18 protein-coding genes are annotated in these 23,102 nt (G+C 66.6%); 5 read left to right on the forward strand and 13 right to left on the reverse strand.

All coding sequences use genetic code 11. From position 1 onward, the window contains the following. Positions 1 to 21: 21 nt before the first annotated feature. The 7 genes from D0901_RS17395 to D0901_RS17425 all read right to left on the reverse strand — a co-directional run bounded on the left by D0901_RS17395 (position 22) and on the right by D0901_RS17425 (position 7,766). The gene (locus D0901_RS17395) at positions 22 to 1,077 is read right to left on the reverse strand and encodes an extracellular solute-binding protein (RefSeq protein ID WP_233440459.1); all 1,056 of its coding nucleotides are present in this window, start codon (positions 1,075 to 1,077) and stop codon (positions 22 to 24) included. Between the two features lie 652 nt (positions 1,078 to 1,729). Continuing rightward, positions 1,730 to 2,845: a porin gene (locus tag D0901_RS17400; protein ID WP_129141571.1), complete on the reverse strand. Its 1,116-nt coding sequence runs from the start codon at positions 2,843 to 2,845 to the stop codon at positions 1,730 to 1,732. Positions 2,846 to 3,299: 454 nt separating this feature from the next. Continuing rightward, entirely contained in the window at positions 3,300 to 4,034 is a 735-nt protein-coding gene (locus tag D0901_RS17405) for a ProQ/FINO family protein (RefSeq protein WP_233440460.1), read from the reverse strand. Positions 4,035 to 4,292: 258 nt separating this feature from the next. Then, entirely contained in the window at positions 4,293 to 4,853 is a 561-nt protein-coding gene (locus D0901_RS17410; protein ID WP_129141573.1) for a dihydrofolate reductase, read from the reverse strand. After that, on the reverse strand, positions 4,850 to 5,644 hold the full coding sequence (locus tag D0901_RS17415) for a thymidylate synthase (protein WP_129141574.1): 795 nt from the start codon (positions 5,642 to 5,644) through the stop codon (positions 4,850 to 4,852). Before D0901_RS17415 ends, D0901_RS17410 begins: the two co-directional genes overlap by 4 nt. Before the next feature lie 19 nt (positions 5,645 to 5,663). Continuing rightward, positions 5,664 to 6,476, reverse strand: a complete 813-nt coding sequence (gene lgt, locus D0901_RS17420; RefSeq protein WP_129141575.1) for a prolipoprotein diacylglyceryl transferase — start codon at positions 6,474 to 6,476, stop codon at positions 5,664 to 5,666. A 30-nt stretch (positions 6,477 to 6,506) separates the two neighbouring features. After that, positions 6,507 to 7,766, reverse strand: coding sequence for a response regulator (locus D0901_RS17425; RefSeq protein WP_162500908.1), 1,260 nt, complete (start codon positions 7,764 to 7,766; stop codon positions 6,507 to 6,509). Between the two features lie 125 nt (positions 7,767 to 7,891). Between D0901_RS17425 and D0901_RS17430 the strand changes: the two genes are divergently transcribed. Next, complete coding sequence (locus D0901_RS17430; protein ID WP_129141577.1) at positions 7,892 to 8,683, forward strand: NRDE family protein; 792 nt, start codon at positions 7,892 to 7,894, stop codon at positions 8,681 to 8,683. A 177-nt stretch (positions 8,684 to 8,860) separates the two neighbouring features. On the opposite strand, the gene ptsP is transcribed toward D0901_RS17430, so the two are convergent. Together ptsP and D0901_RS17440 are read right to left on the reverse strand one after the other, a co-directional pair. Further along, positions 8,861 to 11,128: a phosphoenolpyruvate--protein phosphotransferase gene (gene ptsP / locus D0901_RS17435; protein WP_129141578.1), complete on the reverse strand. Its 2,268-nt coding sequence runs from the start codon at positions 11,126 to 11,128 to the stop codon at positions 8,861 to 8,863. A 41-nt stretch (positions 11,129 to 11,169) separates the two neighbouring features. Beyond that, positions 11,170 to 11,661 (reverse strand): RNA pyrophosphohydrolase, encoded by a 492-nt coding sequence (locus tag D0901_RS17440; protein WP_203234894.1) that lies wholly within the window; start codon positions 11,659 to 11,661, stop codon positions 11,170 to 11,172. A gap of 175 nt (positions 11,662 to 11,836) precedes the next feature. On the opposite strand from D0901_RS17440, the gene D0901_RS17445 reads away from it, so the two are divergent. The 4 genes from D0901_RS17445 (at position 11,837) to D0901_RS17460 (ending at position 18,578) form a co-directional block, all read left to right on the forward strand. Beyond that, on the forward strand, positions 11,837 to 12,490 hold the full coding sequence (locus tag D0901_RS17445) for a histidinol-phosphatase (protein ID WP_129141580.1): 654 nt from the start codon (positions 11,837 to 11,839) through the stop codon (positions 12,488 to 12,490). 225 nt (positions 12,491 to 12,715) lie between these two features. Further along, on the forward strand, positions 12,716 to 14,278 hold the full coding sequence (mqo, locus tag D0901_RS17450; RefSeq protein WP_129141581.1) for a malate dehydrogenase (quinone): 1,563 nt from the start codon (positions 12,716 to 12,718) through the stop codon (positions 14,276 to 14,278). A gap of 143 nt (positions 14,279 to 14,421) precedes the next feature. Continuing rightward, complete coding sequence (locus D0901_RS17455) at positions 14,422 to 15,513, forward strand: efflux RND transporter periplasmic adaptor subunit (RefSeq protein ID WP_129141582.1); 1,092 nt, start codon at positions 14,422 to 14,424, stop codon at positions 15,511 to 15,513. Beyond that, the gene (locus tag D0901_RS17460) at positions 15,513 to 18,578 is read left to right on the forward strand and encodes an efflux RND transporter permease subunit (protein ID WP_129141583.1); all 3,066 of its coding nucleotides are present in this window, start codon (positions 15,513 to 15,515) and stop codon (positions 18,576 to 18,578) included. The genes D0901_RS17455 and D0901_RS17460 overlap by 1 nt, the downstream gene beginning before the upstream one ends. Before the next feature lie 88 nt (positions 18,579 to 18,666). Here the strand turns inward: D0901_RS17460 and rsd are convergent, their stop codons facing one another. From rsd to D0901_RS17480, 4 genes are all read right to left on the reverse strand, one after another. After that, the gene (gene rsd / locus D0901_RS17465; protein ID WP_129141584.1) at positions 18,667 to 19,170 is read right to left on the reverse strand and encodes a sigma D regulator; all 504 of its coding nucleotides are present in this window, start codon (positions 19,168 to 19,170) and stop codon (positions 18,667 to 18,669) included. Between the two features lie 149 nt (positions 19,171 to 19,319). Beyond that, on the reverse strand, positions 19,320 to 19,838 hold the full coding sequence (locus D0901_RS17470) for a disulfide bond formation protein B (RefSeq protein WP_129141585.1): 519 nt from the start codon (positions 19,836 to 19,838) through the stop codon (positions 19,320 to 19,322). Positions 19,839 to 19,920: 82 nt separating this feature from the next. Next, positions 19,921 to 21,531 (reverse strand): glutamate--cysteine ligase, encoded by a 1,611-nt coding sequence (gene gshA, locus D0901_RS17475; RefSeq protein WP_129141586.1) that lies wholly within the window; start codon positions 21,529 to 21,531, stop codon positions 19,921 to 19,923. Positions 21,532 to 21,643: 112 nt separating this feature from the next. Further along, on the reverse strand, positions 21,644 to 23,102 hold a 1,459-nt coding region (locus D0901_RS17480; RefSeq protein ID WP_129141587.1), incomplete at its 5' end, for a helix-hairpin-helix domain-containing protein.

Consider the following 23,102-nt stretch of genomic DNA (forward strand, 5'->3'; position numbering starts at 1 on the left):
GCGGCGCGCTCGGCGGATCGATCAGGCTGACAGGTAGCGATCCTGATACTCGTTGCGCAGTGCCACGTACCAGGGCTCCTGGATCGGCCACCACCACAGGTTGGCCAGGTCCTGCTGGGTGTAGGACGCCTCGAAGAACTGGCGCGCCGCCTCGGGCAGGAGTTTCTCCGCGCCCTTCGCCGTGGAGTTGTAGCCGGTGGACTCGACGAACATCGCCCCGGCCTCCGGCGTGTAGTACCAGTTGATCAGCTCGTAGACGGCGTCGACGTTCTGGGCGTTGCTGGGGATCACGAAGCCCTCCATCCACGCCAGCGCCCCCTCCTTCGGGGCGCGATAGGCGACATCCATGCCCTCGCTCTGCAGCCGGAAGGCGGTGCTGTCCCAGGTCTGGCCGATCACCGCGCCGTTGGTACGGAAGGCCGCCTGGGCCTCGTTCTCGGTCGACCAGAACTGGGCGATCATGTCCTTGTGCTTGACCGCCTCGGCGAGGATCACGTCGAAGTTGGCACGCATCGCCTCCTCGCTCTTGTAGGAGTCGAGCAACGGCCGCGGCAGCTTGCCCTGGGCCTGGAGCCACAGACCGATTCCCACCAGCGCCGAGTGACTGCGTACCGTCACGCCCTGGCCGTTATCGGGATTCCAGAGATCGCCGTAGCTCAGGTCGTCCGGGTCCACAGCGGCGTACCGGCGGTCGAAGGTGATCGCCTCGGTGCCCCAGTCGCTGGGCGCGAAGTAGCGCTTGCCGTCGACGACACCGCCGGTTTCGGAGCCTTCCAGGGCACTGTCGAGACAGCCCTGCCACTGAATGCGCGACTCGTCGAGCGGCTGGACCAGGTTGTAGTCGAGATAGCCCGGCACCCGGTCGACGGTCGGCATGATCACGTCGAAACCGCTGCCGTCGGTGGCGCGCAGCGAGTTCATCAGTTCGTCGTTGGTGCCGTAGGGGGTGAAGGTCGCGTTGATGCCGGTCTTCTCGCGGAAGTCGGCGAGCATCTCATCGGTGAAATAGCCGGCCCAGGCATAGATCCGCAGCGTCTTGTCCTGAGCGAGTGCCTTGTTGATGTAGAACGCCGGCAAGGCGGCACCGGCTCCCGCGGCAAGTGTCCCCTGCAGGAAGCGACGACCCCGAGTTCGACAGTTAATCGTGTAACCTATTGATTTTATTCAATCGACGGCCTTTTGTAGTGACACGTTTTGCCTCATGCACACCTTGCCATTCTGGTGAGTCTGTCAGTATCGTGCTGGTATGCAGTTGCGATACGAGGTTTGTTTTTCTCTTACAAAATCAACCATCTACGTCGATTGGTGGTTGTTGTAGTGCCAATTCTGGAAACGTGTTTTCTGGAAAATCAGTCATTTACGCTTCTAACTGTCGAACTCGGGGACGACGAGTGATCGACATGGCCCTATTCTCCGTTTCTTCTGATTATCAATGACCTGGACGGCGATATCATGCCCGCGGATGGGTGACACCCACATGACGATTCGATGACGGTTCATTAACCGTAGACTGCTTCGTCGCGCGTTGCACCTTGGTAACGAACGGGCAACACGTCTTGAAGGCAATCGACTGATCTGGCGCAAGATTCCGGAAGGCGGAAGGCGGAAGGCGGAAGGCGGAAGGCGGAGCGAGTGTTGGTGACCGAGAAGAAAAGGGTGCCAATAATATAGAAAGCCGGCCCTGACGGGCCGGCTTCATTAGACAATGCGTCGTGTGTCGGTCGACAGCTTAGAAGCTGTAGACGGCACCCACGGCAACACCGTCGTTTTCGTCGTTGTCGCGGTCGTACCAGGCACCTTCGATGAAGGTGTACATGGCCGGCGAGATGTTGTAGGTGGCACCCACAACGATCTCGTTACGAGAATCGACGTTGTCACCGATGCTGTCGGTGCCATCACGGATGGTGTCGCCGATGTCTTCGCCGCCCACGTCGACGTACTGGTAGGCACCGTAGATATCACCCATGCCGTAGCCGTAGCGCGCGCCCAGAGCGTAGCGGTTCTCGTCCGGCAGGTAGTCGGTGTTGCCGGAATCGTAACGCTCGTACTTCAGCGCCATGCGCAGGCTTTCGATGGTGTACTGGAAGGTCACACCGTACTGGTCACCCGCGTCGAAGTCTTCACCATCGTCAGCACCGCCGATGTACTGGCTGCCGGTGATCTTACCGTCGTAGTTGTCGAGGTTGTCGTAGACAGCCGCGACGGAGAAGGCACCAATGGAGTACTTGGCACCACCGAAGAAGGAAGCGTTGCCGTCGCTGGAGACGTTCTCGGCCTCGGCGCTACCCTTGTACTGGGAGCCGACGGCAAACTGGAAGCCACCGAAGGACGGAGACATGTACTGGATCTTGTCGCCTTCGCGATCCAGGTTGTCGTTGTCCTGAGTGTTGGCCCCATCAGCGCCGGTGATCAGCGAGTTGGAGTCGGTGACGTCGAAATATTCGTTGTTGGAGATCGGATCCTGGACCCAGTCATCGATCAGCGGATCCCAGGAACCGATACGGGCATCACCGAAGTTGCCCTTCAGACCCATGTAGGCCTGGTCACCGGTGTCGATGCCACCAGCGCCCTTGATCTCGTCGGCGTCACCTTCGAATTCGTACTTGAAGTAGCCGGTCAGACCCGGGTTGATGACATGCTGACCCTTGAAACCGATGGTGGACCCGTTATCCAGGATCTCGTCCTGAGAGTCACCACTTGAATCTTTGGTGTCGACGTAGGCGAACTGAAGGTTGCCGTAGATGTCGAATTGCGTGCCGTCTTCGTTGTAGACGGTGGCGGCCTGTGCAGCGGCGGAGGCGCCCAGGGCACCGGCAATAGCAGTCGCTAAGAGCGTCTTTTTCATCGCGATAGTTCCTTAACTAGCTTACTGTTCGATCGTTGTTTGCAAATGCAACTGGCTTGCCGGGCGCAGCCTGAAAAGGCGCTTGCCTCAGCGAAGCCTTGTTATTATCCAATGCTCGCAGGAGAACCTTATACCGGGACTTTCCCGAACGCAACAAGAAAAAAACACTGTTTTTAATCCTGCCGCCTCAGCGGGGCCCTCTTCGGCTCACCTCGGCACACTGGCACCGCAACGCCGCGATACCGTGTCACGACGCACCCTACTGCCACCATGTGACGAAAGCGTGACGATCGCGAACGGCGTTCATGATGATCAGCCCTGGGTGTCATTGCAAGGGCACTAATCAAGCCATTCGCGCGTCGCAACCAACGGCTGGCCAACGTAACGCGGTGAATAACCCCGCAGCGCCAAACGCAATGGCGCTACGGAGACAGGCAAGACAGGAGGCAATGGGTCAGTGACGGCCGTGCTTGGCGAGCAGGTCGCTCAACTTGCGATCGAGTCGCACGTTCTTGCGGCTTTCACGCTCCGAGGTGCCGGCGTCTCGCGCGCGCTGCTTGGCCTGCAGGGCCTCGAGCTTCTTGCGTGCGTGACGGGCTTCCTCGTCGTCCACCACGCCGGCCGGCTGGCCCTCGAGATCGACCCGCTCGGCACCGGCACGCACGGCCTTGAGATAGCGCGGCAGATGCACGTAACAGGCGAGCGCCCGGCGTACGAGTTTCTCGGGCCAGGGTTCCAGCGCCAGCAGGTCCTCGTGGATGCCCACCTTCAGGGGCCGGGTATGCCCCTTGAAGAAAGTGCGGGTGTAGCGACGATACCAGCTGTCCAGCAGGGCCTGGGGGGATGGCGGCTCGGCGTCGGCAGGGGCTGCCGCCGACACGGCGGGCACCGCCGACGATTCGGACGCAGCCGGCTCGGACACCACCGCAGCGGCGGGATCGGCCTCGACGGGCGGCTCGCCATGGCGCTCGTCGTATCCGCCGCGCCGGGGCAACGGATAGCCGCGCTCGTGGGCCGAGCGCGGCGGCGCGGACTCCGCTGTCACGAGGTGCGACAGCGCCTCGCGCAGGCTGGCATTTTCGGCCTCGAGCCGAGTCAGGCGTTCACGCAGGCCGGCGATCTCTTCCACTCCCTCGCTGGCCTGACGTTCCAGGGCCTCGAATAGCGCTGACGCGCGTTCCGTCAACAAGGCATGACCTCCGATCGTTTCAAGAAGGCTCCCTCAGCGGGCGTGTACAAATGGCTGCGCTCGACAATACGGCGTTAAAATCGGCCTCAAAATGCTCATTTAACCCAAGTAAACTCCGCTTTTTCAGCCAATTTTGCCTTGCCTTGTCTTCGCTCGCCGAATTTGTAAACACCCTTTTAGCCTGCGATGAACGTTCCCTTTTCATGGCTACAGTCTGTGTCACGTCGACAGGCTTTGACAACTGGATGCCCCGGCGCGTCACTCGGCCAGCCGGCGCCGATAGGCCACGAAGGCATAGTCGGGATTGCCTTCCTGCCCGCTGCGCTCTCCCGGTACGCGCTGCACCTCTTCCCAGGCCCCGCGCTCGAGCCCCGGAAAGCGGGCATCGCCGGCCAGCTCGACGGCGACCTCGGTCAGGTAGAGGCGCGAGGCCCAAGGCATGGCCTGAGCATAGATTTCCCCACCGCCCATGACCATGATCTCCTCGACACCGTCGATGATCGCCTGGTCGTCCGCCAGTGACAGCGCCTCGGCCAGATCGTGGCAGACCCGTACCCCTTCGGCCCGGAAACCGCTGTCCCGGGTCACCACGATATTCAGCCGCCCGGGCAGCGCACGACCGATCGACTGATGGGTCTTGCGCCCCATCACCAACGGCTTGCCCTGGGTCATGCGCTTGAAGAACTTGAGGTCCTCGGGCAGATACCACGGCAACTGGTTATCGACACCGATCACGCCATTGCGCGACACCGCGGCGATCATCGCCACCGGCACGATCGTCTCTAACCGGGCGTCTTGGCTTGCGGGACGCTCGCTCATACGGCCACCTGCGCCTTGATGTGGGGATGCGGATCGTAATCCTCGATGGCGATGTCCTCGAAACGGAAGGCAAACAGATCCTTCACCGTCGGGTCGAGGACCAGGCGCGGACGCGGGCGCGGGGTGCGCGAGAGCTGCAGTTCGGCCTGCTCGAGATGGTTGAGGTAGAGGTGAGCGTCGCCCAGCGTATGGACGAACTCGCCGGGCGCCAGGTCACAGACCTGGGCGACCATCTGCGTTAGCAGCGCATAGCTGGCGATATTGAACGGCACCCCCAGGAAGATGTCGGCACTGCGCTGATAGAGCTGGCACGACAGGCGCCCCTCGGCGACGTAGAACTGGAACAGGGCATGGCACGGCGGCAGCGCCATCTCGTCGACCAGCGCCGGATTCCAGGCCGACACGATCAGCCGTCGCGAATCGGGGTTGCGGCGTATCTGCTCGACCACATCGGCGATCTGGTCGACATGCCCGCCGTCGGGCCGGGGCCAACTGCGCCACTGGTAGCCGTAGACCGGCCCCAGCTCGCCGTTCTCGTCGGCCCATTCGTCCCAGATGCGTACGCCGTGTTCCTTGAGGTAGGCGATGTTGGTGTCGCCACGCAGAAACCACAGCAACTCGTGGATGATCGAGCGCAGATGGAGCTTCTTGGTGGTCACCAGCGGGAAGCCCTCGGCCAGGTCGAAACGCATCTGGTGACCGAAGACGCTGCGGGTCCCGACTCCGGTACGGTCGGGTTTCTCCACGCCGGATTCGAGCACCCGGCGCATCAGATCGAGATAGGGCTGCATGAAGACGCCTGTTGCGGATTCAGGAGGTCGGACTGGCGCGGGTCGTGTCGTCGGCCCGGTCGACGGGCTGGTTGCGTGACCAGCCGATCAGCGCCAGCCCGATCAGGATCATCGGCAGCGACAGCAGCATGCCCATGGTCAGCCAGTCGAAGGCGATGAAGCCGAGCTGCGGATCCGGCCGACGAACGAACTCGACGGCGAAGCGAAAGAGGCCGTAGAGCACCAGAAACAAACCGGAGATCATACCCCGCCGACGCGGCGTACGCGACACCGTCCAGAGCACGGCGAACAATACCACGCCTTCCAGGACGAATTCGTAGAGCGACGACGGATGCCGCGGCTGACTGCCCCCCGGATAGATCATGGCCCAGGGCACGTCAGTGACCCGCCCCGGCAGTTCGGCATTGATGAAGTTGCCGATCCGGCCCGCACCGAGCCCGATGGGCACCAGCGGGGCGATGAAGTCGGTGAGCTGGAAGAAGGCCAGACCGTGCTTGCGGGCGAACAGCAGGGCGGCGATCAGCACCCCGATCAGCCCGCCGTGGAAACTCATGCCGCCGTCCCAGACCTGGAACAGCCACAGCGGGTCGGCCACGAGCCGATCGAAGCCGTAGAACAGCGCATAGCCGATCCGTCCTCCCAGGACCACACCGAGCGCACCATAGAACAGCATGTCGCCGATGTCGTCGGGCACCAGTCCCAGCCGGGCGGCACGTTTGCGGCCCAGCCACCAGGCACCGACGAAGCCGATCACGTACATCAGGCCGTACCAGTGAATCTTCAGCGGCCCCAGCGAGATGGCGATCGGGTCGATTTGTGGATAATGAAGCATGCGATTTCCTAGCAGAGTGTACGGAATCGATCAGGACGTGACGGCATTTTCGTCCATTGCATCGGGCAACCAGCGTCCGACCATGTCGATCAACGCCTGGGGGCGGTAGGGCTTGGCGAGATAGTCGTCCATCCCGGCGGCGAAGAAACGCTCGCGATCGGCTTCACTGGCATTGGCCGTCAGGGCGATGAGAATGCTGCGCCCGGCCTGCTGGGCCCGTTGTTCGTGTTCGCGCCAGCGACGGCTGGTCTCGATCCCGTCCAGCGACGGCATGAAGATGTCCATGAAGACCAGCGAGTAATCGTGCTCGAAGAGACAGGCCAGCGCCTCTTCGCCACTGCGGGCGACATCGACGTGCAGTCCCCGGGCGGCGAGGACCCGCTGAGCCAGGGCGGCATTGACCGGGCCGTCGTCGACGATCAGCACCCGGCGCCCCCCGCTCGTCGCCTCGTCCCGCCGACTTTCCGGGTCGCCGAGTCGTTCCAGCAACGACAGCAGTCCACCGAGCCGCTCGGCGCCGGAGGCCGACGGGGAGCCCCCGGCCTCGCGCTCGAGTGCCTGCAGCTCACGCCGCACCTGCCCCAGGTAGCGCGTCTTCAACGCCGACTCTTCCCGGGCGCGGTCGCGCTCCTGGGTGAGCTGGCGCAGCGCCTGATCGTGCGCCGTGTCGTCCACGAAGACGCCCAACTGCCAGTCATCACGCTGAGTCCAGACGACCCGGCAAGGATGACGGCGGCCCTCGGTATCGCTCAGCGACACGCGCTCGGGCAGGGAGACGACATCGGGCACGAGCGGCAGGTCGCTCACGCTCCCCGCCTTCAGCGCCTGCCGCGAACGACCGACGAGACGCTCCAGGGGCGCGTTGGCCATCACCACCCGATCGTCGCGAAGCAGCAGGGCCGGCAGCGGCAACCACTCGATCAGCCTCGTCAATTGCGGCAGCGTCGGCCGATCCTCGAGTGCCGATTCCAGCGAAGCCACCGCCGCCTCGACATCGTCCAGGGAGACGCCCCACCGCGTCGACGGTCGCTCGGCCCCGCCCAGCTCGTCAGTCAGCCGCACCACGCGATCGCCGAGTGCCTGCCAGCGTTGCTGATGACGCCGCCGGGTCGACCAGCCGAACCCCAGCAGCAAGACCAGGCAACCGGCCAACCCCGCCCAGGAAGCGATCATCGTCACCCACGTCACCGAAACGGGCCATAGCCTGGCCACGCCGACCGCCCCGAACAGGCAGACCGTCAGCCAGGCCGCCCCGGCCAGCCAGAGCGGGCGGCGCGAGGAGCGACGCATCGTATTGTCCGTATTCAGGTCTTGCATCCGCGTCCCTGCCATCGACAATGAACCGAGTTTACGCTGGCCGCTGACGCACTGTCATGCGCTCCGCCATCATCATCGCCCACCCAGGAACGCGCCCCATGTGCCTGATCGTTTTCGACTGGTCGCCGCAGGCCCCGGTCCTGCTTCGGCTCGCCGCCAACCGGGACGAACGCCATGCACGCCCCAGCGCTCCGCTCGACCACTGGCAGGACGCCCCGGGCATCGTCGGCGGCCGCGACCTTCAGGCCGGCGGCACCTGGATGGCGATGCACACCGCGGGCCGCTTCGCGGCGGTCACCAACGTCCGCGACCCGGCCTTCGACGCCCCGGCGGCGGGGCCCAGTCGCGGCCAACTGGTGCGTCAGGCGCTGGAAAGCCCGTCGCTGCCCGACTGGCTGGAACGGCTCGTCGCCCGGGACGCCGCCGCCTATGCCGGGTTCAACCTGCTCGCCGGCGACGGCGAAACGCTCTGGCATGTCCACCACGGTCGTCACGGCACTCACTGGCAAGGCGTGGCGCCCGGCTTGCACGGCGTGTCCAACGCCACTCTCGATACCCCCTGGCCCAAGCTGGTGCATTCGCGCCAGCGCCTGGGCGAGGTGCGCGGCGCCTCTCGACAAACCTTCCAGCATGCGGCCTGGGCGCTGCTCGCCGACGACCGACCGGCAGCCGACGCGCAACTGCCCGATACCGGGATCGGCCTGGAGCGGGAACGCCTGTTGTCGGCGCCGTTCATCGTGGGTAGCGACTACGGGACGCGCGCCAGCACCCTGCTGGAATGGCGCGCCGATGGCGAGGTGACGCTGGCCGAACGCCGTTTCGGGCCGGAGGGCGTCTTCGAGGCGGAAAACCGCCTCACCCTCGAGGTCCCGGCCCGCCCACCCCATTAAGCACATGCAGAAATCTCAGGAAGCGCTGGATAAATCGGCGAGCGGTGTAAAGCACAAGGCGTACGGCGCACAGGAACCGGAACCTATGGGGTATAGGTGAGGATTACGACCGGGCTGGCGCACCAGCACCGTACAACGAAGTGATTTGCCCGCGCAGCCATTTATACAGCGTTTCCCTCAGTGGTCATCGCGGGGCGGCAGCAGGTGAGTCAGTTGCCACTCGGCGAAGCGCTCGACCAGATGCGCGCGCACCGCCCGGGGCGTGGTGAGCCGCAGCGTCTCCTCGACCAGCGCCCGGGCGTCACGCAGCGGCACCCGGCGAATCGCCGCGCGCACGCGCGGCAGGCTGGGCGCATTCATCGACAATCCCTCGAACCCCATGCCCATCAGCAGCAGGGCGCCGCCGGGGTCGCCGGCCAGCTCGCCGCACACCGTCGCCGGCATGGCCAGCCGGGTCGAATCCTCCGCCAGACGTGCCAGCGCCGAGAGCACCGCCGGATGGCAGGCATCGTAGAGGTCGGCGACGCGGGGATTGTTGCGGTCCACCGCCAGCAGATACTGGGTCAGGTCGTTGCTGCCCACCGAGAAGAAATCGACACGCTCGGCCAGCGCATCGAGCTGATAGAGCGTCGCCGGCACCTCGATCATCACCCCCAGCTGGGGCCGCTCGATCGACAGCCCCTCGTCCACCAGCTCGCCGAGCGCCCGCTCGAGCAGCCGCAGGGCGGCATCCACCTCCTCGATGTTGGTGACCATCGGCAGCATGATGCGCAGGTTGTCCAGCCCGGCCGACGCGCGCAGCATCGCCCGCAACTGGACCATCAGCACCTCGGGATGATCGAGGGTGACACGGATCCCGCGCCAGCCGAGGAAGGGGTTGGCTTCCTGGATGGGGAAGTAAGGCAGGTCCTTGTCGCCCCCGATATCCAGGGTGCGCATCACCACCGGCAGCGGCGCGAAGCCCTCGAGTTGGTCGCGATAGAGTCGCGTCTGCTCCTGCTCGCCGGGGAAGCGCTCGGTGATCATGAACGGCACTTCGGTACGGTAGAGCCCCACCCCGGCAATGCGCGGCTTCAGCGAGCCCACCGCGTCGACCGTCAGCCCGGTGTTGACCATCAGCGGCATGCCGTGACCATCCGGGGTCTCGCTGGGCAGATGCTGCTCGTGCTCGAGCACCTCGGCCAGCGCCTGCTCCTCGTCGATCAGCATGCGATAGCGCGCCACGAGTTCGCCATCCGGACGCACGAAGAGCCGCCCGCGGTGGCCGTCGAGGATCACCGGCGCCCCGTTGAGACGCGGCAGCGGCAGGTCGACCATGCCCAGCACGGTGGGAATGCCCATCGCCCGGGCGAGGATCGCCACGTGCGAGGTGCTCGAGCCCTTCAGGGAGACCAGGCCGGCGAGGCGCTCACGGGGCACCTCGCCGAGCATGGCCACGCTGAGTTCGTCGCCGACCAGCACGCACCGTTCGGGCAGGGTCTCGGGCCCCTTGTCGCTCTCCTGCTGCAGATGCCCCAGGACACGCCGCCCCAGGTCGCGGATGTCCGCCGCTCGTTCGCGCAGATAGTCGTCGTCGACACGCTCCAGGTACTGGACGTGGCGGCGCACCACGTCGGCCAGGGCACCGGGCGCCCACTGCCCTTCGCGGATGCGCTTTTCCACCTCCTGCCCCAGGGCGGCATCGGCCAGCATCTGCTCGTAGACGTCGAACAGCGCCAGTTCCTGACTGGAGATACGGCTGGCCAGCCGCGCCCCGGCGGCCCGGATCTCGCCGCGGACCCGGCCTATCGCCTCGCTCAGCCGGCGGATCTCGGCCTCGGTATCGGTCGGGATCAGGTCGGGCACGTTGTCCAGATCGGCCGGCGGCGCGAGCACCAGCGCCTCGCCGATCACCATGCCCGGCGAGGCCGCCACGCCGGTGAAGGTCGCCATGCCGTCGGCTCGCGTGGGACGCGTCAGGGTACCGGTGGCCAAGGCATGGGCCAGCACCCCGGCCAGTTGCGCCGCCATGGTCACCAGGAAGGCTTCATCGCCCTCGTCGAAGCGACGCTTTTCCTCCTGCTGGACGACCAGCACGCCGAGGGTCCGGCGCTGGTGGATGATCGGCACCCCGAGGAAGCTGGAGAACCGCTCTTCGCCGGTCTCCTTGAAGTAGCGGAAACCGGGATGCGAGGGCGCGTCCTCGAGGTTAAGGGGCTCCTCGCGCTGACCGACCAGGCCCACCAGCCCCTCCCCCAGGCGCAGGGTGACGTGGCCCACGGCCTGGGTGTGCAGACCGATGGTATCCATCAGGACCAGCCGGTCCTGGGCGGCGTCGAACAGGTAGACGGAGCACACGTCGGTCTTCATGGCCTTGCGGATGCGCCGGACCATGGTCGCCAGCGCCGCTTCCAGGCTGCGCGCCCCGTTGACCTCCTGAACGATGCGTCTCAAGACATCGAGCATGAGCATTCTTCTTGTTGTGGGTAAGAGAAAAGCGGCATGGCTCAACCGCCTCCCCGGGCCAGTCGCTGCACCCGGGGCGCCAGCTCGCGCAGGGCGCGACGATAGACCTCGCGCTTGAAGGGCACGACCTGACCCAGCGGATACCAGTAACTGACCCAGCGCCAGCCGTCGAATTCCGGCTTGGCCGTGGTATCCATGCAGATCCGATTATCCTGACAGCGGATCCTGAGCAGAAACCACTTCTGCTTCTGACCGATGCAGATCGGTCGCGATTGAGTTCGAACCATGCGTCGCGGCAGACGATAGCGCAGCCATCCTCGGGTACAGGCCAGGACCTCGACGTCCTCGGGCGTCAGGCCGATCTCCTCTTCCAGTTCGCGATAAAGCGCCTGTTGCGGTGTCTCGCAGGCCTTGATGCCCCCCTGAGGGAATTGCCACGCATTCTGTCCCACCCGACGCGCCCACAGCAGTTGGCCCTCCGGGTTGGCAATGATGATGCCAACGTTGGGGCGGAAGCCGTCAGCGTCGATCACGGGCTTCACCTTATGAAATCCAGTATTGAAGCCATTCTTCCACAAACGTTGAAAGCGCATCAATACGCGGCGCAACGCCGCTCACGGTGGGCAACGACGGCGAGTTCTGCAATAATCGCCGCCGCTTTTCACGCCGCCCGACCGACGCCGCACCAAGCCACCTGAGGAGAGCGCATTGAGCCTGGCCATCTTCGATCTCGACAACACGCTGCTGGCGCTCGACAGCGACCACGCCTGGGGCGAATTCCTGGTGGAACAGGGCGCCGTGGACCCGGTCGCCTACCGCGAGGCCAACGAGCGCTTCCTCGAGGCCTACCAGGCCGGCACCCTGGATATCCACGCCTATCTGGCGCTGGCCCTCAAGCCCTTGGCCGACAACTCGCCCGAGCAGCTCGCCGCCTGGCATCAGCAGTTCATGGCCAGCAAGATCGAACCGCACATCCTGCCCCGCGGCGAAGAGCTGCTGGCCCGCCACCGCGAGCGCGGCGACACCCTGCTGATCATCACCGCCACCAATCGCTTCATCACCGGCCCCATCGCCCAGCGCCTGGGCGTCGACGAACTGATCGCCGTCGAGCCCGAGACGATCGGCGGCCGCTATACCGGCCGGGTGAGCGGCGTGCCGAGCTTTCGCGACGGCAAGATCACTCGCCTCGAGGAATGGCTGGCCACGCGCGACATCACGATCGACGACGCCTGGTTCTACAGCGACTCGCACAACGACCTGCCGCTGCTCGAGAAGGTCGACCATCCGGTCGCCGTCGACCCGGACGACACCCTTCGCGAGGTCGCCACCGAACGCGGCTGGCGCATCATCAGTCTGCGCTAGCAAAGAATTTCGAAACCCGCTTTTGCTGCGCCGCGTCAATTTTCAACGCCGCCGAAAGCCGCCCAACGCTTTGATTGGGCGGCTTTTTTTATACCCCGCCATGCCCAATAAATCCCTTATGATCAACGCATGAGGCATAAGCCATACCTTTGGGACAGCTCGTTTTTACGACCGCAGCGAGTATAATGGGCTTATTTGAATCAGCCCAAGGGGTGAAAAGTCACTATGGAAGAAGAGGCCGTTGACGTCGTACTCGTCGGGGGAGGAGTCATGAGCGCCACGCTCGCCACGCTCCTCCATGAACTGGAACCGACCGCACGCATCGAGGTCGTCGAGCGTCTGGACTCCATCGCCAGCGAAAGCTCGTTCGCCTGGAACAACGCCGGCACCGGGCACGCCGGCCTGTGCGAACTCAACTACACGCCTCCCGGTCCCGATGGCGCGATCGACATCGGCAAGGCCGTCAGCATCAACACCATGTTCGAGGAGTCCAAGCAGCTGTGGAGCTCGCTGGTGGCGGACGGCAATCTCGGCGATCCGACCCGCTTCCTCTCGCCGGTGCCGCACATGAGCTTCGTGCGTGGCGAGGACGGGGTACGCTACCTGCGCTCCCGTCACGAGGCGATGAGCCACCACCACTGCTTCGAGACGATGCAGTTCTCGCGGGACCCCGCGACCATCGCCGAATGGGCACCGCTGCTCATGGCGGGGCGCGACGCCGACGAGCCGGTCGCCGCGACCCGCGTCGAGGGCGGCACCGACGTCAACTTCGGCGCCCTGACCGATCAACTGTTCCAGCGCCTGGGCGAGCGCCCCGACGATCAGGTGCGCATCAGCACCGGCCAGAAGGTCAAGGACATCGCGCGTAACGCCGACGGCACCTGGAGCCTGAAGATCGACACCAGCGGCGGCGACCGCCGGGTACTCCGCGCGCGCTTCATCTTCCTCGGCGCCGGTGGTGCCTCCCTGCGCCTGCTGCAGAAGAGCGGCATCCCCGAGGCTCGCGGCTACGCCGGCTTTCCGGTCAGCGGACAGTGGCTGCGCTGCGACAAGCCGGAGGTCGTCGCCCGGCACCGGGCCAAGGTCTACAGCAAGGCCGCCATCGGCGCGCCCCCCATGTCGGTCCCCCATCTCGACACCCGCAACGTCGACGGCAAGCCGTCCCTGCTGTTCGGGCCCTTCGCCGGTTTCACCACCAAGTTTCTCAAGCACGGCTCGGTCTTCGATCTGGTCAAGTCGGTGAGCTCGTCCAACCTCAGCCCGATGCTCGCCGTGGCCCGCAGCAATTTCAGCCTGATGAAATACCTGGTCGATCAGGTGCGTCTCTCCCACGCCCAGCGGGTCGAGGAACTGCGCGACTTCTACCCCGATGTCGACGCCGACGACTGGCGGCTCGAGGTCGCCGGCCAGCGCGTCCAGATCATCAAGAAAGACCCCAAGAAAGGCGGCGTCCTGCAGTTCGGTACCGAGATCGTCACCGCCGGCGACGGCTCCCTGGCCGCCCTGCTGGGCGCGTCGCCCGGTGCCTCGACCGCCACGTCGATCATGCTCGACCTGATCGAGCGCTGCTTCCCCGAGCGCTTCGCCTCCGCCGAGTGGCAAGCGCGCCTGGCACGCCTGGTCCCGGTACGCGCCACGGCGCTGGCCGAGGATGCCGCCAGGCTGCGCGCCGTCCGCGAGCGGACGCAGCGTATCCTCAAGCTCGATGCCGCCGCGCCCAGCGCGCCACGTTCCGCCGAGCGAGCCCCCTGCGCCCCCCGCGAAGCCGCCGAGGTGGCCTGTTCCTGACGGGCCGTCCCGGCCAACGTATCAATGGCTTACCCGATACCGACGCCCTGATACACTGAAAGCCGCCCCGGCAGCCCCGGGGCGGCTTTTTCGTGTCTCCCGTCGGCGTGTCGACGGACCATCCATCTGTCAGAGGACGACCGATGCGTTCGAGGCCTTCCCTCCCGCCGGCCCTGCTCGCCCTGCTGCTCGGCGTGGGGCTGCTGATCTGGCTGGCGTTCGGCGACACCCAGCGCTTCCAGTCACGGGCCCCGGCCGATCGGCCGACCGATCGCGACAGTCTGCCACGCGTCGAGGTCAGCCTCTCCCGGGCCCAGCCCCACAGTCCTCACGTGCGCCTCCAGGGCCAGCTGGAAGCGCGGCAGGCCGTCGACCTGCGCGCCCGCCGCGCCGGCACGGTCAGCGAACTGCCGCACGCCCAGGGCGACCGGGTGACCGCCGGCGAACGCCTGGTGACCCTCGATCCCGGCGACCTGCCGGCGCGCATCGAACAAGCCCGGGCCCAACTGGCCCTCAATGATTCCGAACTCGAGGGCGCCCGCAAGCTCAGCGGGCGCAACCTGGTGTCGAACAACGAGCTGCTGCGGCTGAAGAGCGAGCGCGCAACGAGTCTCGCCCAACTCGCCACGCTGCGCGAGGACCTCGACGACACCCGGATCGACGCCCCCTTCGCCGGCACGCTCGACCGCCTCGATGTCGATCCCGGCGACTACGTGCAGATCGGCGAAACACTCGGCCAGCTGGTCGACATCGAGCGTCTCGACGCCAAGGCCTGGCTGCCGCAGCGGCGCATCGACGACGTCGGCGAGGGCATGCCCAGCGCGGTGATCCTGCTCGACGGGCGACGACTCGACGGCAAGGTCTCGTTTCTCGCCAGTCGCGCCGACGACGCCACGCGCAGCTACCCGCTCGAGGTCCGGGTGAGCAATCCGGAGCGGCTGCGCATCGCCGGCGCCAGCGCGACGCTCGACATCACCCTGCCCGCGCGCCCCGCCCACCGGATCTCCCCGGCCCTGCTGGTGCTCGACGAACAGGGCCACCTGGGGGTCAAGAGTGTCGACGACGACGCTACCGTGCGCTTTCTGCCCATCGAGCTGATCAGCGCCGACGCCACCCAGGCCTGGGTCGGCGGCCTCCCCGACGAGGTGCGTCTGATCACCCTGGGCGGCGGGTTCGTCGAGCCCGGCCAGCGGGTCACGCCGGTGACCGCCGACGAGACACGGGACGCCTCCTGATGCGGGCCCTGATCGAAGCGGCGCTGGATCGCACCCGCACCACCCTGCTGGTACTCGTCTTCCTGCTGCTCGCCGGCAGCGTGGCCTACCAGGCGATCCCCAAGGAAGCCAACCCCGACGTGGCGATCCCCATGATCTACGTCTCTCTGTCGCTCGAAGGGGTCAGCCCGGAGGACGCCGAACGGCTGCTGGTACGGCCCATGGAACAGGAACTGCGCGCCATCGAGGGTGTCGAGAAGATGACCGCCCAGGCCAGCGAAGGGTTCGCCTCGATCACCCTCGAGTTCGACGCCGGCTTCGACCCGCGCCGGGCGCTCGCCGACGTCCGCGAGAAGGTCGATATCGCGCGCAGCTCGCTGCCCGACGAGGCCGACGAACCCCGCGTCATGGAGGTCAACGTGGCGCGTTTCCCGGTGCTCTCGGTGGGCCTGTCGGGCCCGCTCTCCGCCGGCGAGCTGATGGTCGCCGCCCGCGAGCTCAAGGACGCCATCGAAAGCATCCCCCAGGTGCTCGAGGTCGATATCGCCGGCGAGCGCGAGGATCTCATGGAGATCGTCGTCGATCCGCAGGTCCTGGCCGGCTACGGCATCGATTTCGACACCCTGTTCAACCGGGTCTCGCGCAACAACCAGCTGGTCGCCGCGGGCAGCATCGACAACGGCGCCGGCCGTCTGGCGATCAAGGTCCCCGGGGTGATCGAGAACCTCGACGACCTGCTCGACATGCCGGTCAAGGTCGACGGCGACCAGGTGGTGACCTTCGGCGACGTCGCCGTCATCCACCGCACCTTCAAGGACCCCGCCGGCTATGCCCGGATCAACGGCCAGCCGGCGGCGGTGCTGGAAATCTCCAAGCGCACCGGCGCCAACATCATCGCCACCATCGATGCGGTCAAGGCGCTGCTCGACGAGGCCCGACCCGCCCTGCCCGACACCCTCGAGGTGCGCACGCTGATGGACCAGTCGACCACCGTCGAACGGCTGCTCGACGACCTGCTCAACAACGTGCTGACCGCGGTGGTGCTGGTGCTGATCGTGATTCTCGCGACCATGGGCCTGCGTTCGGCACTGCTGGTCGGCCTGACCATTCCCGGCGCCTTTCTCGCCGGCATCCTGCTGATCTGGGCGATCGGCTACACGCTCAACATCGTCGTGCTGTTCGCGCTGATCCTGGTCGCCGGGATGCTGGTGGACGGCGCCATCGTGGTCGGCGAACAGGCCGATCACAACCTCTCGCAGGGGCTGCCCGCCCGCCAGGCCTGGTCGGGCGCGGCCCAGCGCATGGCCTGGCCGGTGATCACCTCGACCGCCACCACCCTGGCGGTGTTCCTGCCGTTGCTGTTCTGGCCCGGCGTGGTCGGCGAATTCATGAAGTACCTGCCCGCCACCGTGGTGCTCTGCCTGCTCGCCTCGCTGGCCATGGCGCTGGTCTTCCTGCCCGTTCTCGGCAACCTGGTTCGCCGCCGGCCCTCGACCGGCACCCCGGGGTTCGCGGCCGGGGGGCGGATGTATCGCCGCACGCTCACGCGCCTGCTGCAGCGTCCCGGTTTCACGCTCGTCGGCGCCCTGCTGCTGATGGTCCTGGTCTACGTCGGTTACGCGCGCTTCAACCACGGCGTGGAGTTCTTTCCGGCGGTGGAGCCCGACAACGCGCAGATCCTCGTGCACGCCCGCGGCGACCTGTCGGTGGCCGAGAAGGACGCCGTGGTCCGGCGCGTCGAACGTCGCGTGGCGGGCATGGCCGAGATCCAGTCGCTCTACGCCCGCTCCTTCGCGATGGCCAACGGACAGCTCGGCGCCGACGTGATCGGCCAGCTGAACTTCCAGCTGGTCGACTGGAACCAGCGCCGCCCCGCCCGGGCGATTCTCGCCGACATGAACGAGCGGACCCGCGATCTGGCCGGCGTGCGCCTGGAGTTCCGCGAGCAGGAGCAGGGCCCGACCAGCGGCAAGCCGGTGCAGATCGAACTCAGCGGCCGGCGCCCGGCCCTGCTCGAGCAGGCCGTGGCGCAACTCCGTGGCGACATGCAGTCACTTGGCGGCTTTCGCGACATCCAGGACGACCGCAGCCTGCCCGGCGTGGAGTGGCGCCTCGAGGTGGACCGCGCCGAGGCCGCGCGCTTCGATGCCGACGTGGCGACCATCGGCAGCGCCGTGCAACTGGTCACCACCGGCCTGCAGGTGGCGACCTATCGCCCGGCCGAGGTCGACGACGAGGTCGACATTCGGGTCCGCCTGCCCGGCGCCCGGCGCAGTCTCGACCAACTGCGCCGGCTGACCGTCAACACCTCGCGCGGCCGGGTTCCGATCAGCCAGTTCGTCGACCTGGAGCCGGCCCCCAAGGTCGGTGTCCTGCATCGTATCGACGGCCACCGGGCAATCACTCTGGAGGCCGACGTCCAGCCCGGCTACCAGGTCGACGAGCGAGTGCGCGCCCTGGCGCCGGCCTTGAAGAAACTGCCCGACGGGGTGCGCGTCGCCTTCGCCGGCGAGCAGGAGGACCAGGCCGAGACCAGTCGTTTCCTGGTCTCGGCGTTCGGCGTGGCGATCTTCCTGATGACGATCATCCTCGTCACCCAGTTCAACAGCCTCTACCAGGCCGGACTGGTGCTGTCGGCGATCGTCTTCTCCACCGCCGGGATCCTGCTCGGCCTGCTGCTCAACGCCCAGCCGTTCGGCATCGTCATGGTGGGCATGGGAATCATCGCCCTGGCGGGCATCGTGGTGAACAACAACATCGTCCTGATCGACACCTACAACCAGTTGCGCGGGGACGGGCTCGACGCTTTCCACGCCGCGCTGGAAGCGGGTTGTCGACGCCTGCGCCCGGTCCTGCTCACGGCGGTCACCACCGTCCTCGGGCTGATCCCCATGGTGCTCAGCGTCAACGTCGATCTGCTCACCCCCAGCCTGGGCTGGAACGCCCCCTCGACCCAATGGTGGACGCAGTTGTCGAGCGCCATCGCCGGCGGGCTGGGCTTCGCCACCGGGCTGACCCTGCTGCTCACCCCGTGCATGCTCTATCTGGGCGCCCGCCTCGGCGAGCGGCTGCGCCGCCACCGCTGACCCGCGCCACCGCGTGCCGCCAAACGACGCCCCAAGAAAAGACCCCGCCGGCATGGCCGGCGGGGTCGGGATCATCGCCAAGGACGCTTCAGAGCGCCGCGCGGGGCGCCACCTCCGGTGCCGGCGGCGGCGAATGGGCGGCATGCAGGCGGCTGATCAGCTGATCCTCGAGGGCGAAGCGCTCGGTCAGCGCGCGGTTGAGTCGCGTCAGCCAGCTCGGCAGGCGTGACACATAGTGCTGGCAGCGGGTCGGCGTGGAAAACGCCTTGTCGAACTCGAGCACCATCTCGGTGGACATCTCGAGACGCTGCAGGAGACGATCGGCCAGCACCAGCGCTTCGTGATCGTTGAAGTGGCGGGCCTCTTCGCGCAGTTGCGGATAGATCTCGAAATGCCCGGCACTGATGTAGTCCATCAGCAGCTCGCTGAAACGATCGATGCGCGCCTTCGATACCGTTTCGGGATCCGCGTCGCAGGCGTCCTGCAGCTCCATGCAGGCGACCAGCATCTCGTGTCGTTCCTCGAGCCAGCGATCGATCAGGCGGTGCACGCCGCCCCATCGTTCCTGTGCCGACTTGCAATCTTCCAGCATGGGTGCGTCTCCCTGGTTCGTCCTCTGCGGCGGCTTCCAGCGTCTCCCCAAGCAGGACGAGTGTCAATGCTACCGACGGACAAAACCGTAGCGTCCGGCGTCACTTTCCTGCCACCCCCGCGAGGTCGACGGGCACGGTGCGCGAATGCTCAGGTCCGGCGCCCCCGCGACGCCCCGACCAGCATGCCCAGCGGGATCAGCGCCAGCACGCAGAAGCCGATCAGGGTCCACTGCGGCAGCGTCAGCCCCCACCAGTAGCCGTCGATGGTGGCACACTCGCCGGAGCCGGAGAGCACCCGCGAGAGGACATCCCACAGCGGCAGCACCTCGAGCATGTAGTCGAGCCCGGGGCCGCAGCTGGGCACCTGGTCCGCCGGCAGCGACTGCAGCCAGACGTGTCGCCCGGCCACGGCGATGCCCCCGGCCACGGCCGCCAGCGCCAGGAGACCGTACACCACGGCGCCCCGGCCACGCGGGCCATGCAGCGCCGCCACCAGGAACACCGCCCCCGCGGCGAGCACGGCGATACGCTGGAAGATGCACAACGGACAGGGCTCCAGGCCGGCGACGTACTGCAGGGCCAGGGCCACGGCCATCATCAGGACACACATGGCCAGCCCGGCCAGACTCCACTGGCGCGCCGAGATCCCGCGCGGGGCGATTGACATCAGTTGACTCCCTCAAGACATGACGACGAGCCGGTCGCCCTGCGACGGCCGGCACAAGACACCGATTCCGGGTTGCGCCGGTCTAGACCGGCGATGCGGCTCGAGGTTCACTGGCCCGCGCGAAATAGGCCGCCAGGAAGTCGTCGAAGCGCTCCCGGTCGGCCGCCTCGATGTCCGCCTGCTGCTGATACGAGGTTTCGCTGAGCTCCCGGAACCAGGCCTCTCGGGCCGGGTCGACGGGTTCGTCACGAAAACGCTCGGCCTGGGCCGACGCCAGCTCGAGCACGTGATCGACGAACTCGCTGCCGCTCTCCTCCAGCGCTCGCAGCAGGCGTCCGGAAGGCGTCCGTTCGGGCGTGTCGAGCAACGGCTCCAGCGCATCGAGCGCGGCGACGTGCGCCTCGCCCCCCTCGACCACATCCAGCAGCTCGGCCACGCCACGCAACTCGGCGAAGATCGTCCGGCCACGATCGGCAAGACGCCGCTGTTCGCCGTCGATCGTCAACGCCAGCCCCGGGTCGCGGCCGCGCTCGACCACCGCCCGGCGGTTGTCGTCGAGGCGGTCGCACTCCTCGTCGGGAATCCACGGGCTCTCCGAAAGCAGACACCACATCAGGAAGGTGTCGAGGAACCGCATCTGAGTGGCATCGATCCCCAATGGCGAAAACGGATTCAGATCGAGACAGCGGACCTCGATGTACTCGACGCCGCGCGCCTCCAGGGCCTGGGTGGGCGTCTCGTCGTGACGCGCCACCCGCTTGGGGCGGATGTCGCTGTAGTATTCGTTCTCGATCTGCAGGATGTTGGCGTTCAACTGGCGCCAGTCGCCGCCCTCGTTCACCCCCATACGCTGGTAGGCCGGCCACGGCGTGGTGATCGCGTGGCGCAGGGTACCGACGTAGTTGGACAGCGAATTGAAACAGATCTTGAGCTGCGCCTGGACCTTGTTCTGATAGCCCAGGTCCGACATCCGCAGACTGGTGGCATGGGGCGAGACCAGCGTGTCCCGGGCGTGTGCCGCGAGCTTGTCGGGCACGGCGCCGGTCAGGAAGCTGCGATCGAGTGCCGGCGAGGCGCCGAACAGATAGAGCAGCAGCCAGCTGTTGCGGCGGAAGTTGCGAATCAGGTCGAAATAGCGCCCCGAACGATAGGCGTTGAGCGGCTTGTCCTCGGCCCCTTCGAGTTCGCGCAGCAGCGGCCAGACTTCCTCGGGCAGCGACACATTGTAGTGCACCCCCGCGATGGACTGCATGATGCGGCCGTAGCGGACGTCCAGCCCCTTGCGGTAGACATGCTTCATGAAGCCCACGTTGGAGCGGCCGTAATCGGCGATCGGCACGCTGTCGTTGCCGGCCAGGCGCCCCGGCATGCTGGCCGGCCAGAGCAACTCGTCGCCCAGGTGCCGGTAGCTGAAGCGGTGCAGGTCGGCGAGGAAGGTCAGCGCGTCTTCCGGGCGACAGTAGACCGGGGTGATGTACTCCAGCAGCGACTCGGAGTAGTCGGTCGTGATATGGGGGTGGGTCAGCTTCGAGCCCAGCGCCCGTGGGTGGGGCGTGTGCGCGATCATTCCCTGGCGGTCGACGCGCAACCCCTCCTTCTCGATGCCGCGACGCAGACGACCCAGTTGCCCCTGACGTGCCGGGCCCTTGAGCCGCGCGATGGCGTTGACTAGTTGCTCGGACAAGTTGAACACCCCATGTTGAAGGTGGCTCGCCGGCACGCGGCACGGCGAACGTTGAAGGACAGATTATGGCGCCGCCGCCGGCCGTTTCAAGGCTAAGGAAATGCCTCGGCGCTCATGCCGCTCAGCGCGACTTGTCGCGCGCCTTGAGCAGCGCTTCGCCCAGCGCGCCCATCTGCCCGCCCTGGGCCTGGCCGCCCGAGGCGTTGCCGCCGCGCCGCTTGGCCTTGCCGCGCCGCGCCTGGCCCTGGCTGTCGCCCCCGGACGGCTTGGCCGCCGTATCGCCCTCGGGCTGGCCATGCAGGCGCATCGACAGGCCGATCCGGCCGCGCTCGACATCCACCGACATCACCTTGACCTTGACGATATCACCGGCCTTGACCACCTGGCGCGGGTCGTCGACGAAGCTGTCGGAGAGCGCCGAGATGTGCACCAGCCCGTCCTGATGAACGCCGATGTCGACGAAGGCACCGAAATGCGTGACGTTGGTCACGCTGCCCTCGAGGATCATCCCCGGCTCGAGATCCTTGAGCGTCTCCACGCCCTCGCGGAACTCGGCGGCCTTGAATTCGGGGCGCGGGTCACGGCCCGGCTTGTCGAGTTCCTTGAGGATATCGGTGATGGTCGGCACCCCGAAGGCGTCGTCGACATAATCGCCTGGCGACAGCGACTTGAGAAAGCCGCTGTCGCCGATCACGCTGGCCAGCTCGCGCCCGCCGCGCTCGGCGATGCGCGCCACCACCGGATAGGCCTCCGGGTGCACGGCACTGGCATCGAGCGGGTTGTCGCCGTTCATGATGCGCAGAAAGCCCGCGCACTGCTCGAAGGTTCGCGGCCCCAGGCGGCTGACCTCGAGCAATTCGCGGCGATTGCGGAACGCCCCCTGGCTGTTGCGCCGGGCGACGATGTTCTCGGCGAGCCCCGGGTTGAGCCCCGAGACCCTCGACAGCAGCGCCCCGGAGGCGGTGTTCAGATCCACCCCCACGGCGTTGACGCAGTCCTCGATCACCGCCTCGAGGCTGCGCGAGAGCTGCACCTGCGAGACGTCGTGCTGATACTGGCCGACGCCGATCGACTTGGGCTCGATCTTGACCAGTTCCGCCAGCGGGTCCTGCAGGCGCCGGGCGATCGACACCGCGCCACGAATGGTGACGTCGAGCTCCGGCAACTCGCGGGACGCCAGCTCGGAGGCGGAATACACCGAGGCCCCCGCCTCGCTGACCATCACCTTGGTCGGGCGTCGCGCCCCGCTCGTCGCCGGCGCCGAGAGACGCTTGAGCAGTTCGCCGGCGAGGCGGTCGGTTTCGCGGCTGGCGGTACCGTTGCCGATGGCGATCAGCGTCACACTGTGCTTGTCGACCAGCCTGCCGAGCACCGCCAGCGCCTCGTCCCAGCGGTTCTGCGGTGCATGGGGGTAGATCACCGCCTGCTCCAGGAACTGCCCGGTGGCGTCGACCACCGCCACCTTGCAGCCGGTGCGCAGCCCCGGGTCGATGGCCAGGGTGGCGTGCGGGCCGGCCGGCGCGGCGAGCAGCAGATCCTTGAGGTTGGCGGCGAAGACATCGATCGCCTCGCCCTCGGCG

It is taken from the genome of Modicisalibacter coralii (assembly GCF_004117855.1).
GTDB lineage: Bacteria > Pseudomonadota > Gammaproteobacteria > Pseudomonadales > Halomonadaceae > Modicisalibacter > Modicisalibacter coralii.